Below are 15,074 nucleotides of genomic sequence, written 5' to 3' on the forward strand. Positions count from 1 at the left end.
ACCCACCGGATGTTCAGCCCACCCACCGGATGTTCAGCCCACCCACCGGACGTTCAGCCCACCCACCGGACGTTCAGCCCACCCACCGGATGTTCAGCCCACCCACCGGAGGTTCGAATCAACCGCCGGAGCTTCAGCCAGCCACCCGAGGTTCGGCTCACCCACCGGAGGTTCGACCCACCCGCCGGGCACTTCAGCCCACCCGGCGGAGCCGAGCTCAGCCGAGCGCGGCGAATGCCGCCGAAACGTACTCGGCCGAACGTGACGAGCCGAGCAGCCCGGCGCCCATCCTGTTCATGGTGTACACGATCGTCGCGCGACGTTCGGTGTCGATGACGACCTGCGACCCACCCCAGCCGCCCCAGAAGCAGATCCGGCCTTCCGGCACGTAGGACACCGATTCCGGGGTCGGCAATCCGAACCCGAGCCCGAACCGGACCGGCACACCGAGCACGAGATCGACGCCGTCGGACTGCTTGTCGAAGATCAGCTCGACGGTCTCGGGCGACAGCAGCCGGACGCCGTCGACGCTGCCGCCGCAGGCGACCGCGGACTGGATGCGTGCCAGCGCGCGAGCGTTGGAGTGCCCGTTCGCCGCACCGATCTGTGCGCCGCGCCAGCCATCGGTCCAGGCCACCGTGGCGTCGGCGGGCGGGTTGCCGAAGGTCTTGACCAGCACCGAATCCGGGTCGAGCGAGGCCAGATCGATCGGCAGCGGTGGCGGCGGCACGACGTTAGCGACACGGCCGTAGTCGGAGCGCTCGACGCCGAGCCGGAAGTCCGCGCCGAGCGGGCCCGCGATCTCGTCGGCGATGAATTGCCGCAGATCACGGCCGTCGACGCGGCGGACGAGTTCGCCGAGCAGATGGCCGTGGTTCAGTGCCTGATATCCGGACGCCGTGCCCGGCTCCCACCACGGGGCCTGGGCGGCGAGCCGGGCACACGCCAGAGTCTGGTCGTACATCTGGTCCCAGGTGAGCGGCTCCTGCCATCCCGACAGCCCGGAGGTGTGCGAGAGCAGGTGCCGGACCTCGACGGTGTCTTTGCCGTTCGCCGCGAACTCCGGCCAGTATTTCGACACCAGCGCGTAAGGGTCGATGCGGCCGCGATCGATCAGCAGCAGCACGGCGAGCGCGGTGACGGTTTTGGTGCTCGACCACACGTTGGTGATCGTGTCGCGATGCCAGGCGGCGGTGTGGTCGGCGTCGGCCCAGCCGCCCCAGATGTCGACCACCGCGGTGCCGTCGACGGTGACGGCGATCGAGGCGCCGAGATCCTCCCCCGCGTCGAGGTTGCGCCGCAGCGCCTCGCGCAGATCGTCGAACCGTGGGTCGCAGGTACCCGAGATCTCCGCCATCGCCTGGCTCCGTTCCTTGCGGACTCTGTGAACCAGGTCATAGTAAGTTGAATCTGACGTCAAGTAAAGGTTTGGCTCCTGATCGGGTTCAGGGTGGCGGCTGCCAGGTTTCGGTGGGGCTGTGAGTGCCGACCGGGCATCCTTCCGGTCCCCGGCCGGAGGTATCGCCGATCGGCGCGCCGTACATGAGCAGGCACCGTGGCGCGACCTCGTCGCTGCTGAGGTCTTCTGCCATCAGCACGCCGATGGTGGCATCCTCGGCCACCCGGGAATCGGTGAGGCGCAGCACGCCGGTGATGCCGGTGTAGTCGGCGCCGCGCAGCTCCAAGGCGATGGCGGTGCGGCTGAGGACGATCTCGCCCGTGGATTGTTCCGGCCGGGCGCGGTTGGCCCGCACGGCTTGCAGGAAGGCTCCGGCCACATCGTAGGACAGTCCCGTCCGGTCCCCCGGCCACGGAGTCCGATACAGGTCCAGGTCCTCGATCAGCTCCGCGAGTGACGCGCACAGATCCTGGAACTCGAGCCCGACCCGCTCCTCGCCAAGCACACCACGCCCGCGGACGCAGCCGGGTCCCGCGAGCATCACCGGAACTCCTTTGGCCACATAGCGAATCGAGAGCCCCGCCGGAATCGCCTGCCTGCCGACAGGGTCGGCGATGAAGCGGGTGACTGCGTCGTTGCCGAGGATCGGCGGCGATTCGGTGGCGTGGCATTCTCGGGTGACGGCATTGACGAAGGCGCCGAAATCATTGTTGCGCCCGGCGAAGAACAGCAGGTCACCCGCACCGGGGCCGCTGTCGGCGCAGGGCGGCGGGAACCCGTAGAGCTCCTGCTGCCGCGACCAGCTGAAGGCGTCGGCGGGTATGCCACGGGCGCCCAGCTCATCGAGCACGTCGGCGACCAGCGTGTGCACGTACACGTCGTCGGGATTCTCCGGATGGAACACGGTGACGCGGTCGTAGCGCGGTTGTCCCGCACGCGGTGTGCCCGCCGGATATCGGGCACCGGCCACGTAGTCGCCCACCAGCCTCGCTTGCACCCGATTACTGGGCGCGGCTTGGAAATACGTCGGCGACACCTCGTCCAGGCCGTCCGCCGACAGCGTGGTGGCGAAGGTCGGCACCCCGAGATCGCCGAGCCGGGCAATGGCCCGCCTGGTCTCGGCGTTGCTGCGATCGAGTCCGATGACGCCGAGCACGTCGGGATCGTCCCGGATGAGATCGCTGAGCAGGTGGTCCACCACCCAGGAGGCCTGCCGCATCCCGGATCCGCCGTTGGCGATGATGATGCGTAGCAGCGGCTCCGCCTCGCTGCTCTGGGCATTGGCGCCGCGTTGACGCAGCACCAGCCCGGCCAATTCCTCGACCTGGGCATGCGGATAGCGCATGTTGCGGTCGGCGTAGGTGAGGCCGGCGAAGTAGACGAGCGCCACCACCGGGCGGTTCGGGTTGGCGCGGCGGATGCGGTCGGCGATCGCGTTCTGCCGGAACACCTCTCGCTGCATCTCCGACAGTTCAGGATCGTCGGCGAAGACCTGACGAGCGTTGTCGCTGTAGCCGACGCATTCGCCGTCGCGCACCGCGACACCGACCCCGGACCAGAACGGCCAGGCACTACAGCCGACTGCGGTGCGCGGGTACACATACACCGCGGCTGCCGCCACCAGAGCCACCACCGGCACCAGCGCGAACGCCGCCACCACCGATCTGCGGGCCGCCCAGGGCGGGGCAGGCGGCCTGGCGAGATGATTCTCGCCGAGTTCGCCGGCGGCGCCGTCGTCTCGGTCCGGCATACGCAGCGGGAGATACCACGCGGTGGCCTCACGGTTGCGGCGCCGGACTTCGATGGTGTCGCGCCATCGCCGCAGCGGGTCGCGGGCCGCACCGGTGGTGCGGCCGAGGTCGCGGAGGCTCGCGGGTTCGTCGTCCGACGGCGTCCGGTCCACCGCGGCGACGACAACGAGCGGGTCGAATCTGCCGGTCTCGTTGCGGATGTCGTTGATCCAGCGCAACAGATCCGCGCCCTGACTGCCGCCGGCGACACCGTCGAGCAACGCCACCGGATAGGCGGTGCGCCGCCAACTCGACGGTCGCAGCAGCCGACGGCGATACGCGTCACCGAGATCGGACAGGAACGCGTGCACCAGGAGCTTGGCGATCTGCTCATGGTTTTCCCGCTCGCGGCCTTGTTCGGTGAGGCGAAGCGCGAAACCCAAGAAGCTGTCGGACAGTTCCGGCGCCAGATACCGCTGGCGCATGAACCAGCGCGGCTCCCGCGACACGCCGGGAACGATGCCGCTGACCCACAGCCACAGCCGCACCATCGGCACGATCGCCCAGATCGCGAGCGCTATCCGCTCGATGGTGGCGCCCAGCGCACCGAAGGGCGGCGGATTGGTCTCCGGGTCGCGACGGCCGATGCGCAGCAACCGGGGCAACCTGCCGCGCAATTCGGCCGCGTCGATCGGGGCGCCCGCGGCACGCTGGCGGGTGAGCCAGTCGGCGGCGTGGTAGCGCGGAAACTCGATGGGACCCATGGCCGTGTTGTCGGAGATGAACCTCCGGCTCAACGCCTCGAGCACGGGCAGGCAGTTCTCGGCGGACTCCTCACCGTCGAAGCGGGTCGCCGACGCGGTGTCCGGGGTGAGCGCGGGCGAGGGCAGCGACGCCACGTCGACGTAGGCGCGCGGCGCGGCCCGGCTCGACGAGCGGCCGAGCCATTCATAGGTCTGTTCGAGCAGCGGAGTGGGTTCATCGGCGACCAGGCAGACCATCGGCGGTGGCAGCGGACGACGCCGGCGCAGCAGGGTGCGCAGGATTCGTGGCCGCTCGTCGGGCACCATCAGCCCACGCAGCAACCGGAGAAAAGCGACTACCTCGTCCTGGTTCGCCATCGACCCTCCCCTGGTCCGGCAGCGCCACGCACTCTCTGCGCGCGGACCTGAACTGTACCGCGCGGCACCGACATCCGCGTCCGGTCCGATTCCGCTACCCCAACCGAGGGCCCGGTGGCGCGACGAAATTCATGCCCAGGCGGTGCCTCCGGCGGCGCGCCGACCAATGCTCGACGTGCCACCATGAACACCGGCGAATCGCGCCCCCATCAGATCGGAACTGCCGGCCACCAGGTGTCGTAGAGTTCCTGTCCGTTCGCACCGCCCAGCACCAATACCTGGCAATGTTCGCGGCCGGGACCTGCCAGGTCGAATCCGATCAACAGGGTGCCAACGGTGCTGCCCTCGCTGAGGACGTCACCCCAGATCACCCGGCCACTACCGGAGACGCGACTCCATGGCTGATCGCCGGTGACGGTCATATCCGAGAACGGTGCGACCGGATTCGGCGAGCGGTCGCCCAGGCAGTCCACCGTGAGTCCCCGCACGGGCGCACCGTTTCCGCTACAGCGCAGCCGCGCCACCCGGCCGACCGGTGCCGTCACATCCACCGGGCGCATGTCCTGGTCGACGGCCGTACAGCGCAGTCCCTGATAACCCTGCGCGTCGGGGGTGGCAGGCAGCAGCCGGGGGAAGCTGCGAACGACGAAATCGTGACTACCCCAGGTCTTCCCGCCTGCGGTCGCCCTGGTGGAAGGACTCACTGTGGTCGTGGATGCCACGGCAGGCGAAGACGTTTCATCGTCGCCCATGCCGACCGCCCAGACCGTGCCCGCGATGACGGCGAGAACCAGCGCCGAACCCAGCGCCGCCGCGACCATGCCCGCCCGGCCGATCCACCGCCGACGGGGTGCGGGCACGGTTTCGGCGGGCCGGGCAGGCGCATGGCCCGCTGCGTCGACAGGCCCTGCCGTCGGCCCCGGCCCAGGCTCGAGCAAGACCGCCGAGACCGCGGCCGCCAACGCCCCACAGGTCGGGAAACGCTGCCCTGGGTCCTTCGCCAACGCCTGCGCCAGCACCGCGTCGATAGCCGCGGGCAACGCCGGGTTCACTGCCGTGGCCCGCGGCGGCGGATCCTGGAGGTGGGCGTGCAGTACCGCCGCGGCGGTCGGCCGGGGGAACGGCTTGGCCCCGGTCAGCAGCTCGAACAGGGTGCAGCCCAGCGCATAGACGTCGGCGCGCTGATCCACGGGCCGTGCGGCGAGCTGCTCCGGCGCGGCATACGCCAGCGTCGCCACGACCACGCCGGGTTCGGTGAGCGCCGTCGCCGATCCGGCCGCTCGCGCGATACCGAAATCGGTGACATACACCCACTCGTCACCGCCGGGACGGGCCTCGATGAGCAGGTTCGCCGGTTTGACGTCGCGGTGCAGCATCCCGGCCCGATGGGCGGCGTCGAGCCCGCGTGCCGCGTGCGTCACGATCCTGGCGACGCGCGGTGGCGCCAGCCCGGACGGGTGGCGCCGGATGAGTTCGGCGGCATCGGTCCCGTCGACGTACTGCATCGCGATCCACAGCAGCTCCTCGGCCACCCCGCGGTCGTGGACCGCGATGATGTTGGGATGGTCCAGCCGTGCGGCCAGCTCGGCCTCCCGCACGAACCTGGCCCGGAACTCGTCATCGGAGCTGTGCTGCGGCGAGAGTACTTTCACCGCCTCACGGCGCGGCAGCCGTGGGTGCCGCGCCAGATAGACCGTCCCCATCCCGCCGCTGCCGAGGACGCCTTCGATCTGGTATCCCGCGAACACGACCCCGGGAGTGAGACGTCCGCTCATGTGCTGCTCACCAGCAGGGCGTATTGAGCGGCGACGCGCTGGTGGGTGCTTTCGATGGTGCGTCCGCGCAGAAAGGCCTGGTAGCGGCCGTAGAGGAGACGGCAGGAATAGCGAGGCCACTGCGGACCGGCCGAAAGATACTGCACACAGCGCACATCGGGAATGCCCCGCGGCGCATCGATGGGCCCGTAGCCGGGCATCTCGGCTTCGTCGGCGAAGGCATCGAAGTCCCGTCGAGCCGTGGCAGCGTCGGCGAACCGGCCGAGCGAGTCGTTGCCGCCGTTGTAGCCGAGCAACTCCAGTGGCTGCCCGGCCGGTCCGTGATCGCTCGCGCGCCCGATCCGCAGGTGCGCGGCGCGCGGACCGAAGACCACACCCTTCGGGATGACGGCACTGTTCCAGCCCGCGGTCTCGACGGTGCTGACCGAGATCGCCGCCGGATACTGCCACTGTCCGGGCTTTTCGGGCACCATGCGCGCCAGCATGCCGTCACGGTCCAGCGGCAGGCGTGCGATCTCGTCGCGTGGTGTCGGCTCGAATTCGCGCAGGCGCGCCAGCTGGGCGTCGAAGGTGTCGGCGACCAGTCCGGCCATGGCGTCGCGGTCGGTGGCGGTGTGCCCGATGAGCAGGCTGATGACGAAGGGGCCGTCCGCCATGGTGGCGGCCATGGTCGGCACGGCCGGGCGCCAGTGCGCGTGGGCGGACGGGTGGCGGTCGATGTCGACGCCGACATTGTCGGGGCTGACCGCGGCGTCGATCGCGTCGATCTCCTGCGCGGCCTGCCGCGCCGCATCGGCGTCCGGTAGGCGCAGCAGCAGCACCGTCATCATGCGGGCCGAGCCGACGACCGGCAGCGAGCTGACGTCACGATCGGCTCCGCCGACGACGAAGCCGGCCACCATGCCGTAGCGCTGGAGCACCGCGCGGGCGGGCGCGGCCAGCAGGCCGTTGGTCTTCACCGGTGTCGGCAGGGGTGAGGCGCGCACCGTGCCGAGCGCGTAGCTCAGGCCGGGATCCACTTCGGCCGGATCGATCACCGCCTCGCCCATCCGCACCGATTCGATCACCCGGCCGTAACGCTCGCTGCCCTCGGCCGGCGCGGCCAGCGGGCCGACACCGTAGGTGCCGACGTCGAGCCCGCTGAGATCGGGCTGCTCCGGCTGTGGATGCCCGGCTACCGCGCATCCGGTCGTCGCGGTCGCCACGATGACGGCGAGAGCACCCAGCGTGCGGGAAATCCCGGTGCGCAGCATTATTCGTAATCCCCTGTCACAGCGGAGCATCGAACCACCAGCGGGCACGCAGCTCGGCGGCCGCGACCTCACCGTTGACCTGGATGGCGCAGAAGTTGCGGTCGGGAGCGTCGAAGAACACCTCGAGACGGCCGAACTTCTCGCCGTGCACCGTGGTGTAGCTGCCCCAGCGCAGGTAGCCCGACCCTGATTCGCGTTTCCAGCGCTCTTCGCCTTCCATCCCCGGCCAGGGCAGCGGCCCGAGCCGGCTTCGATCGGCGGTGCAGTGCAGGAACATCATGGCGACTGGGTCCTGATCGCCGGTGCAGCGGATCACGCTCAGCGGCAAGGCGGTATCCATCGGCACCAGGTCGCGCTTGTCGTCGATGGCCTGGCATACCGAGAGTTCGCGGTAGCCGAAGCCGTCCGGCGAATACGGCAACAGTTCGGCGAACGGTTCGACCATGAACGAATACCCCGCCCAGTCCGGCGACACCTTCGGCGCCGGACCGGATGGAGTCGGCAGCCGCACGGCCGCAGCGGATTCGACCCGATCGGGCCAGGCGACGATCGCGAGCACGACCGCGAGCACCACGACCGCCGCTGCCCCGGCCCACAACAGCGCCCGTGTGCCTGCCGTGCGCGGCCCGGCCCCACCAGGCACGGTCACCGCGGCAGTGGGCGCGCTGAGCCGGACGGTTTCGGCCTCCGCGCCGGTCAGTGCGCGGTGCGCCGCCTCGGCCAGCGCACCGCAGCTGGGATAGCGCCGCGCCGGATCCTTGGCCAGCGCGGTGGCGATCACCTCGTCGAATGCCGCGGGCAAGCGGGCATCGGCCTGTGCGGGCCGCGGTGGCGGATCGTTGAGATGGGCGAACATGACTGCGCCCGGCGTCTCGCGCTGGAACGGCACCGAACCGGTCAGCAGATGAAAAAGCGTGCAGCCCAGCGCGTACACGTCCGCACGCTGATCGAGCACCTCGCCGCGGATCTGCTCGGGCGCGGCATACGCCAGGCTCGCGGTGAGCCCGCCCGGATCGCCGAGGGTGGTCGAATCGTCGGCGGGGCGGGCGATGCCGAAATCGGTGACCAGCACGCGATCCGGCTCCCCCGGCTGCTCGGCGACGAGAATGTTGGCCGGCTTCACATCCCGGTGCAGCAGTCCCGCGCGGTGGATCTCGTCGAGACCGCGCGCGGCCTCCCCGATGATGTACACCGCGCGCTGCGGCGGCAACGCGGCCGGACCCCTGCGGATCAACTGGGCGCCGTCGACGCCGTCGACGTATTGCATGGTCAGCCACAGCCGGCCGTCGAACTCACCGCGATCGCGGACCGCGACCAGGTTGGGATGCTGTAGCCGGGCGGCGATCTCGGCCTCACGCAGGAAGCGCGCACGGAATTCGGCGTCGTCCTGGTGGCCGTCGGAGAGCACTTTCAGCGCGTCCTTGCGCGGCAACCGCGGATGCTGGACGAGGTAGACGGCTCCCATGCCGCCGGCACCGAGGCGGCGCTCGATCCGGTATCCGGCGAAATCCATGCCCTCGGTGATCTCCACCCGGCACCGTCCTCCCACGCCCGCGTCGACGCCGGGACCCTTCCGGCGCCGAGTGATCGTCATCGCGGCACAGGTCTGCCACCGCCGTCGACGACGAACACGCCCGGGAATATAGCAGCCGGCACCGACGGCGATGGCTCAGAAACCGAGCTTGCCCAGCTGTTTCGGGTCGCGCTGCCAGTCCTTGGCCACCTTCACGTGCAGGTTCAGGTAGATGCGGGTGCCGAGGATGTGCTCGATCTGCTTGCGGGCATTGGTGCCGACCTCCTTCAGCCGCGCACCGCCCTTACCGATGACGATCGCCTTCTGGCTCGGCCGCTCCACGTACAGCAGCGCGTGCACATCCAGCATGTCCTCGCGGCCCTCGTACGGCAGGACTTCCTCGATCACGACGGCCAGCGAATGCGGCAGCTCGTCGCGCACACCCTCGAGGGCCGCCTCACGAATGAGTTCGGCCATCAGGGTTTCCTCGGGCTCATCGGTCAGTTCGCCGTCGGGATAGAACGCCGGACCCTCCGGCATCTTCGACGCGATGACGTCGACCAGGACCTCGACCTGCTCACCCTTGACCGCCGACACGGGCACCACATCGGCGTCGGGCCCCAGCAGCTGCGACACCGCGAGCAGCTGCGCAGCGACCTGATCGCGGCTCACCTTGTCGATCTTGGTGACCACGCCGAGCACGGTCGTCTTCGGCGCCATCTGCTTGACCTGCTGCACGATCCAGCGGTCACCGGGGCCGATCTTTTCGTCGGCCGGGATGCACAGCGCGATCACGTCGACCTCGGAGTAGGTGTCGCGCACCAGATCGTTGAGCCGCTGGCCGAGCAGGGTGCGCGGGCGATGCAGGCCGGGAGTATCGACCAGGATCAGCTGGGTGTGCTCGCGATGCACGATCCCGCGGATGGTGTGGCGGGTGGTCTGCGGCCGCGAGGAGGTGATCGCGATCTTCGCGCCGACCAGCGCATTGGTCAGCGTCGATTTGCCGGTGTTCGGCCTGCCGACGAAACAGACGAATCCGGAACGGAATTCGTCCTTGCCGGAACCGGATCGGTCAGCCACCCTGCACCTCGAAACCCTCGGCGATATCGAATACCGCACCCGCGCGGTCGGTGAAGACGATCCGCGCCTGCGCCGACACCTCGCGCACCGCGGTCACCCCCGGATCGGAGAACTTGCCGCCGACCACCACGGCCGCTTCGAAACCCTCCGCGCCGCTGGAGATCGCGGCGGCGACCGCGGCCTGCAATGCGGTGAGCCGCAACGCGTCCAGTCTCACCTCGCCCGCGGCGTAGGTGCGCCCGTCGCTGTCGCGGACGGCGGCGCCGCTCGAGCCTTCGGTGCGAGCCATGGCGCCACGCGCCAGCACCAGCAGCTTGTTGTCCTCGGCATCCAGTTCAGTCATTCGGTGTCTCCTGTTCGTCTCGGCCGGCCGGGATCGCCCCGGCCGCGCCGTTACCGTTCGATGCCGTCTCGCCGTCGACCGCCCGGCTGACCACCACCGTGTGCACGCGCACCCGGCCCCGGGTATCGGGTCCGCCTTCGCCACGCAATTGCAAGCCGTGGGCAGTGATCTCCGAACCGGGCAACGGGACCCGGCCGAGCTCATGGGCGAGCAGCCCGCCGACGGTGTCGACATCCTCTTCGTCGATCTCGAGGCCGTACAGTTCGCCGAGATCCTCGATCGACAGCCGCGCCGACACCCGGTAGCGGTCGTCGTCGAGCTTCTCGATGGGCGGGGTCTCGTCGGTGTCGTATTCGTCGGCGATCTCACCGACGATCTCCTCCAGCACATCCTCGATGGTGACCAGGCCTGCGATACCGCCGTATTCGTCGACCAGTAGCGCCATATGGTTGCGGCGGCGCTGCATCTCGTCCAGCAGGGCGTCCAGCGGTTTGGAATCGGGCATGAACACCGCGGGCCGCATCACCTCGCGCACCAGCACGGTGCGGCCGCGATCGCCGTACTGCACAAGATCTTTCAGATAGACGACGCCGAGAATGTCGTCGACGTTGGCGCCGATCACCGGGATCCGCGAGTGGCCGCTGCGCACCGCGAGCGAGGTGGCCTGCGCGGCCGTCTTGTCCTGTTCGATCCACACCATCTCGGTGCGCGGCACCATCACCGCCCTGGCCGCGGTGTCGCCGAGCTCGAATACCGACTGGATCATCCGGCGCTCGTCATCGGCGACGACGCCGCGCTCGCGGGCCATATCGACCACCTCGCGCAGTTCGATTTCCGAGGCGAACGGGCCGTTGCGGAAACCTTTACCCGGGGTGATCGCATTACCGATGAGGATCAGCAGCCTGCTGACCGGGCCGAGCAGCGCGCCGATGAACTGCAACGGCAACGCCGCGGCCAGCGCGATCGAATAGGCGTGCTGGCGGCCGAGGGTGCGCGGGCCGACCCCGATCACCACGTAATCGACCAGCACCATGATGACGGCGGTCAGCAGCAGCGCCATCCCGTCGGACAACATGGTGGCCAGCGCGGCCGCGAGCAGCACCGTCGCGGTGATCTCGCACAGGATGCGCAGCAGCACCATGAGATTCACATAGCGCGGCCGGTCGTCGACGATGCGGCTCAACCGCGCGGCGCCCGCCCGTTCGGCGCGCACCATATCGTCGAGGCGAGCAGGGGAAATCGTGTTCAGCGCGGAGTCGACGGCAGCGAACACACCACCGACGGGGACCAGCAGGACCGCCAGGACGATCAGAGTCAGCGCGTTCACGCCTGAGCATCACCCGGCGTCGTGAAGCCCGCTTTCCCCAGCAGGCGGGCGTCGCGTTCGGCGAGTTCGGCGCGGCGCCTGGCCTCACGCAGGCTCTCGTACCACTCCTCGAGCAGCCGGGCCTGTAGCGCGAACATCTCCTTCTCCTCCTCCGGCTCGGCGTGGTCGTAGCCGAGCAGGTGCAGCACACCGTGCACGGTGAGCAGCGCGAGTTCGTGATCGAGGGAATGGCCGGCCTTGCGTGCCTGGCCGAGCGCGAATTCGGGGCACAGCACGATATCGCCGAGCATGGAGGGGCCGGGTTCGGGACTGTCGGGCCGCCCGCCCGGCTCGAGCTCGTCCATCGGGAACGACATCACGTCGGTCGGGCCTGGCAGGTCCATCCAGCGCATGTGCAGGTCGGCCATGGTGTCGAGATCGACGAGCACCATGGACAGCTCCGCGGCCGGGTGCACATCCATTCGCGCGATCACGAACCGTGCGACACCGACCAGATCTTCCTCGGGCACGTCCATGCCCGACTCGTTAGCGATCTCGATACTCACCAGGTCAGCCTAATGGGTGCGGCCGGTCACCGTCCGACCGCAACCCCGCGAGGTGTGCGAGACGTTCAGCGGCGTCCGGTGCGGTTGGCGGCGCGGCGCTGGGCCCGGTTGCCCGGCATGTGCGGGCCGACCGGGCGGGTTTCGGCCTCGAAGCGGTCGTAGGCGTCGACGATGTCGGAGACCAGGCGGTGCCGGACGACGTCGCTGCTGGTGAGCTCCGCGAAATGGATGTCCTCGATCTCGGTGAGGATCTCACTGGCCGCTCGCAGCCCGGAACGCGAGCCGTTGGGCAGGTCGACCTGCGTGACGTCACCGGTGACCACGATCTTCGACCCGAAGCCGAGCCTGGTCAGGAACATCTTCATCTGCTCGGCCGTGGTGTTCTGCGCCTCGTCCAGGATGATGAACGAATCGTTCAGCGTCCGACCGCGCATGTACGCCAGGGGCGCGACCTCGATGACGCCCGCCGCCATCAGCTTCGGGATGGCTTCCGGATCCATCATGTCGTGCAGCGCGTCGTAGAGCGGGCGCAGGTACGGGTCGATCTTCTCGTTGAGGGTGCCGGGCAGGAAGCCGAGGCGTTCGCCCGCCTCGACGGCCGGGCGGGTGAGGATGATGCGGTTGACCTGCTTGGACTGCAACGCCTGCACGGCCTTGGCCATGGCGAGGTAGGTCTTGCCGGTGCCTGCCGGGCCGATGCCGAACACGATGGTGTTGGCGTCGATGGCGTCGACGTAGCGCTTCTGGTTGAGCGTCTTGGGGCGGATGGTCTTGCCGCGCCGGGACAGGATGTCGAGGCTGAGCACCTCGGCGGGCGATTCGGCGGTGCCCTCGGTGAGCATGGACACGGTGTGGCGCACGGCCTCGGGGGTGACCACGCGGTTGCGGCCGGTCAGCGCGACGAGCTGTTCGACGACCCGCTCGGCCAGCGCCACGTCGGCGGCCTTGCCGGTGAGGGTGACGGAGTTGCCGCGCACGTGGATGTCGGCGTCGAGCAGCTCTTCGAGTTCACGCAGATTCTGGTCGGCCGATCCGAGGAACGGGAAAACGGACTCCGGTGCGAGTTCGATACTGGAACGTACGGTGCGTGCCGCGGGACCCGTGCTGCCGATGTCTGCACCGTTGCCGGCCGCGGGGGTCGCCGGGTCGCCGATCTCACCTTGGGTTCTCACGTAGTGGCCTTAGCCTGCTTTCCGGTCTCGGAGCCGTCGCATCACCTGCCCCGCACCGTGCTGACCACCGCCCGTTCGGCGGCATCGACCCTGCTCCGGCGCGGTGGAGATAATGCGCTGTGGATGCTCCGAGTTTAACGCGCGGCACCGACAGCCGCCCACCGATTATGCGGGCGCGAGCTGCCCTCGGGCGTCCTACCAGCAACTATGGTGATGCTCCCCGGGATTGGGTAGAGGTCTCCGCGGCACCTGCCTCAGCGCCGCCAGTACAGCGGCAGTCACGACTCGGCCGCCTGCCCGCTCCGGTGCTCGCGGGATCCGGGTCGCCGAGGCGCTCGCGCACGGCGACGTCGGCCTGGCGCTGCCGGTCCTGGCACGCGGAGAAGTGGCGGCAAACACCCAGGTCGGGTGCGCCGGCGCGGACCGGCACGGGCACACTGGAGCGGTGAGTTCCCCCGCTTCCACCGCACCGCACACCGACGCCTCCGTCCCGGTGCTGCGCGATTTCGGTGGCGGGCCGTTCGGCATCTACGTGCACGTGCCGTTCTGCGCGACCCGTTGCGGGTATTGCGACTTCAACACCTACACCGCCGGTGAGCTGGGCAGTTCCTCATCGCCACAGTCCTGGATGACGGCCCTGCGCGGCGAGCTCGCGACGGCGGCGCGGGAGTTCGCCGCATTGCCGAGCGCCACCCCTGAGGTTTCCACCGTGTTCGTCGGCGGGGGCACACCCTCGTTGCTCGGTGGCGACGGATTAGCCGAGGTGCTCGACGCCGTGCGCGCCGAGTTCGCGCTGGCCGCCGACGCGGAGATCACCACCGAATCCAATCCCGAGTCGACCTCGCCCGCGTTCTTCGAGCGGATCCGCTCGGCCGGTTACACCCGCGTCTCGCTGGGCATGCAGTCCGCTGCCCAGCACGTGCTCGCCGTCCTCGACCGCACCCACACGCCGGGCCGGGCGGTCGCCGCCGCGAAAGAGGCACGCGCGGCCGGGTTCGACCACGTCAACCTCGACCTGATCTACGGCACCCCCGGCGAACGCGACAGCGACCTGGACGCGAGCATCGACGCCGTCCTGGAAGCGGGCGTCGACCACGTCTCCGCATACTCGCTCATCGTCGAGGACGGCACCGCCCTGGCCCGCCGCGTCCGCCGCGGCGAACTACCCGCCCCCGACGACGACGTCCTCGCCGCCCGCTACGAACGCCTCGACGCGCGGCTCAATGCCGCAGGCCTGACCTGGTACGAGGTCTCGAACTGGGCCGCCTCCGACGCCGCCCGCTGCCGCCACAACCTCGGATACTGGGACGGCGGCGACTGGCTCGGCGCCGGACCCGGCGCACACAGCCACCTCGGCGGGGTGCGCTGGTGGAACGTCAAACACCCGGCGCGGTACGCCGATCGCGTGGCCGAAGGCGGATTGCCCGCCGCCGGTTGGGAATCGCTCACCGACGACGAGCGCTACCTGGAGCGGATCATGCTCACCGTCCGATTGCGCACCGGATTGCCGATGGCGGACCTGAACCCGGCCGGTATCGCGGCGGCGGAGCAGATCATCGCGGACGGGCGCGCCGAATTGCGCGGTGATCACCTGGTGCTCACCGATCAGGGGCGGCTGCTGGCCGACGGTGTGGTGCGCGATCTGGTGGGGTGAGCAGACAGCCCCAGGTCAGCCGGTGATAGCCATGCATGCCGCAATGATGGGGACGCCGACCAGGAAGAACATCGCTATCACCGATATCGGGAGCGCAAACCAAAATCCAGGTGTGCGGCGTTGCTGCCCGGGCTCCAATCCACCCCTGAGCGTCGCCACAGC

At 69.4% G+C, this 15,074-nt stretch carries 11 protein-coding genes; 1 reads left to right on the forward strand and 10 read right to left on the reverse strand.

The genetic code is table 11. From position 1 onward, the window contains the following. Nucleotides 1-217: 217 nt before the first annotated feature. The 10 genes from FEK34_RS24390 to FEK34_RS24435 all read right to left on the reverse strand — a co-directional run bounded on the left by FEK34_RS24390 (nt 218) and on the right by FEK34_RS24435 (nt 13,240). Complete coding sequence (locus FEK34_RS24390; RefSeq protein WP_138451427.1) at nt 218-1,357, reverse strand: serine hydrolase domain-containing protein; 1,140 nt, start codon at nt 1,355-1,357, stop codon at nt 218-220. An 88-nt stretch (nt 1,358-1,445) separates the two neighbouring features. Continuing rightward, nucleotides 1,446-4,250: an ABC transporter substrate-binding protein gene (locus FEK34_RS24395; RefSeq protein ID WP_138451428.1), complete on the reverse strand. Its 2,805-nt coding sequence runs from the start codon at nt 4,248-4,250 to the stop codon at nt 1,446-1,448. A 209-nt stretch (nt 4,251-4,459) separates the two neighbouring features. Next, nucleotides 4,460-6,025 (reverse strand): serine/threonine-protein kinase, encoded by a 1,566-nt coding sequence (locus FEK34_RS24400; protein ID WP_138451430.1) that lies wholly within the window; start codon nt 6,023-6,025, stop codon nt 4,460-4,462. Beyond that, nucleotides 6,022-7,278 carry a DUF7373 family lipoprotein gene (locus FEK34_RS24405; protein ID WP_138451432.1) on the reverse strand — a complete coding sequence of 419 codons (1,257 nt, stop codon included), beginning with the start codon at nt 7,276-7,278 and terminating at the stop codon, nt 6,022-6,024. The genes FEK34_RS24400 and FEK34_RS24405 overlap by 4 nt, the downstream gene beginning before the upstream one ends. Before the next feature lie 16 nt (nt 7,279-7,294). Beyond that, entirely contained in the window at nt 7,295-8,872 is a 1,578-nt protein-coding gene (locus FEK34_RS24410; protein WP_138451433.1) for a serine/threonine-protein kinase, read from the reverse strand. 75 nt (nt 8,873-8,947) lie between these two features. Further along, complete coding sequence (gene era / locus FEK34_RS24415; RefSeq protein ID WP_138451435.1) at nt 8,948-9,871, reverse strand: GTPase Era; 924 nt, start codon at nt 9,869-9,871, stop codon at nt 8,948-8,950. Then, a complete protein-coding gene (locus tag FEK34_RS24420) occupies nt 9,864-10,214 on the reverse strand; it encodes a cytidine deaminase (RefSeq protein ID WP_138451437.1) in 351 nt (116 codons plus the stop codon). The genes era and FEK34_RS24420 overlap by 8 nt, the downstream gene beginning before the upstream one ends. Continuing rightward, nucleotides 10,207-11,541, reverse strand: coding sequence for a hemolysin family protein (locus FEK34_RS24425; RefSeq protein WP_138451439.1), 1,335 nt, complete (start codon nt 11,539-11,541; stop codon nt 10,207-10,209). Before FEK34_RS24425 ends, FEK34_RS24420 begins: the two co-directional genes overlap by 8 nt. Next, nucleotides 11,538-12,086, reverse strand: coding sequence for an rRNA maturation RNase YbeY (ybeY, locus tag FEK34_RS24430; protein WP_014349758.1), 549 nt, complete (start codon nt 12,084-12,086; stop codon nt 11,538-11,540). The genes FEK34_RS24425 and ybeY overlap by 4 nt, the downstream gene beginning before the upstream one ends. 65 nt (nt 12,087-12,151) lie before the next feature. Further along, on the reverse strand, nt 12,152-13,240 hold the full coding sequence (locus FEK34_RS24435; RefSeq protein ID WP_432760986.1) for a PhoH family protein: 1,089 nt from the start codon (nt 13,238-13,240) through the stop codon (nt 12,152-12,154). Nucleotides 13,241-13,751: 511 nt separating this feature from the next. Here FEK34_RS24435 and hemW point away from each other — a divergent pair. Continuing rightward, nucleotides 13,752-14,912 carry a radical SAM family heme chaperone HemW gene (hemW, locus tag FEK34_RS24440; protein ID WP_138451818.1) on the forward strand — a complete coding sequence of 387 codons (1,161 nt, stop codon included), beginning with the start codon at nt 13,752-13,754 and terminating at the stop codon, nt 14,910-14,912. The last annotated feature ends 162 nt before the right edge of the window (nt 14,913-15,074 follow it).

This window comes from Nocardia cyriacigeorgica (assembly GCF_005863245.1).
GTDB lineage: Bacteria > Actinomycetota > Actinomycetes > Mycobacteriales > Mycobacteriaceae > Nocardia > Nocardia cyriacigeorgica_C.

Excerpts from the sequence above, each read along its gene's own strand:
- FEK34_RS24390 (WP_138451427.1), bottom strand. The coding sequence starts at position 1,357 with ATGGCGGAGATCTCGGGTACCTGCGACCCACGGTTCGACGATCTGCGC.
- FEK34_RS24395 (WP_138451428.1), bottom strand. The coding sequence starts at position 4,250 with ATGGCGAACCAGGACGAGGTAGTCGCTTTTCTCCGGTTGCTGCGTGGG.
- FEK34_RS24400 (WP_138451430.1), bottom strand. The coding sequence starts at position 6,025 with ATGAGCGGACGTCTCACTCCCGGGGTCGTGTTCGCGGGATACCAGATC.
- FEK34_RS24405 (WP_138451432.1), bottom strand. The coding sequence starts at position 7,278 with ATGCTGCGCACCGGGATTTCCCGCACGCTGGGTGCTCTCGCCGTCATC.
- FEK34_RS24410 (WP_138451433.1), bottom strand. The coding sequence starts at position 8,872 with ATGACGATCACTCGGCGCCGGAAGGGTCCCGGCGTCGACGCGGGCGTG.
- FEK34_RS24420 (WP_138451437.1), bottom strand. The coding sequence starts at position 10,214 with ATGACTGAACTGGATGCCGAGGACAACAAGCTGCTGGTGCTGGCGCGT.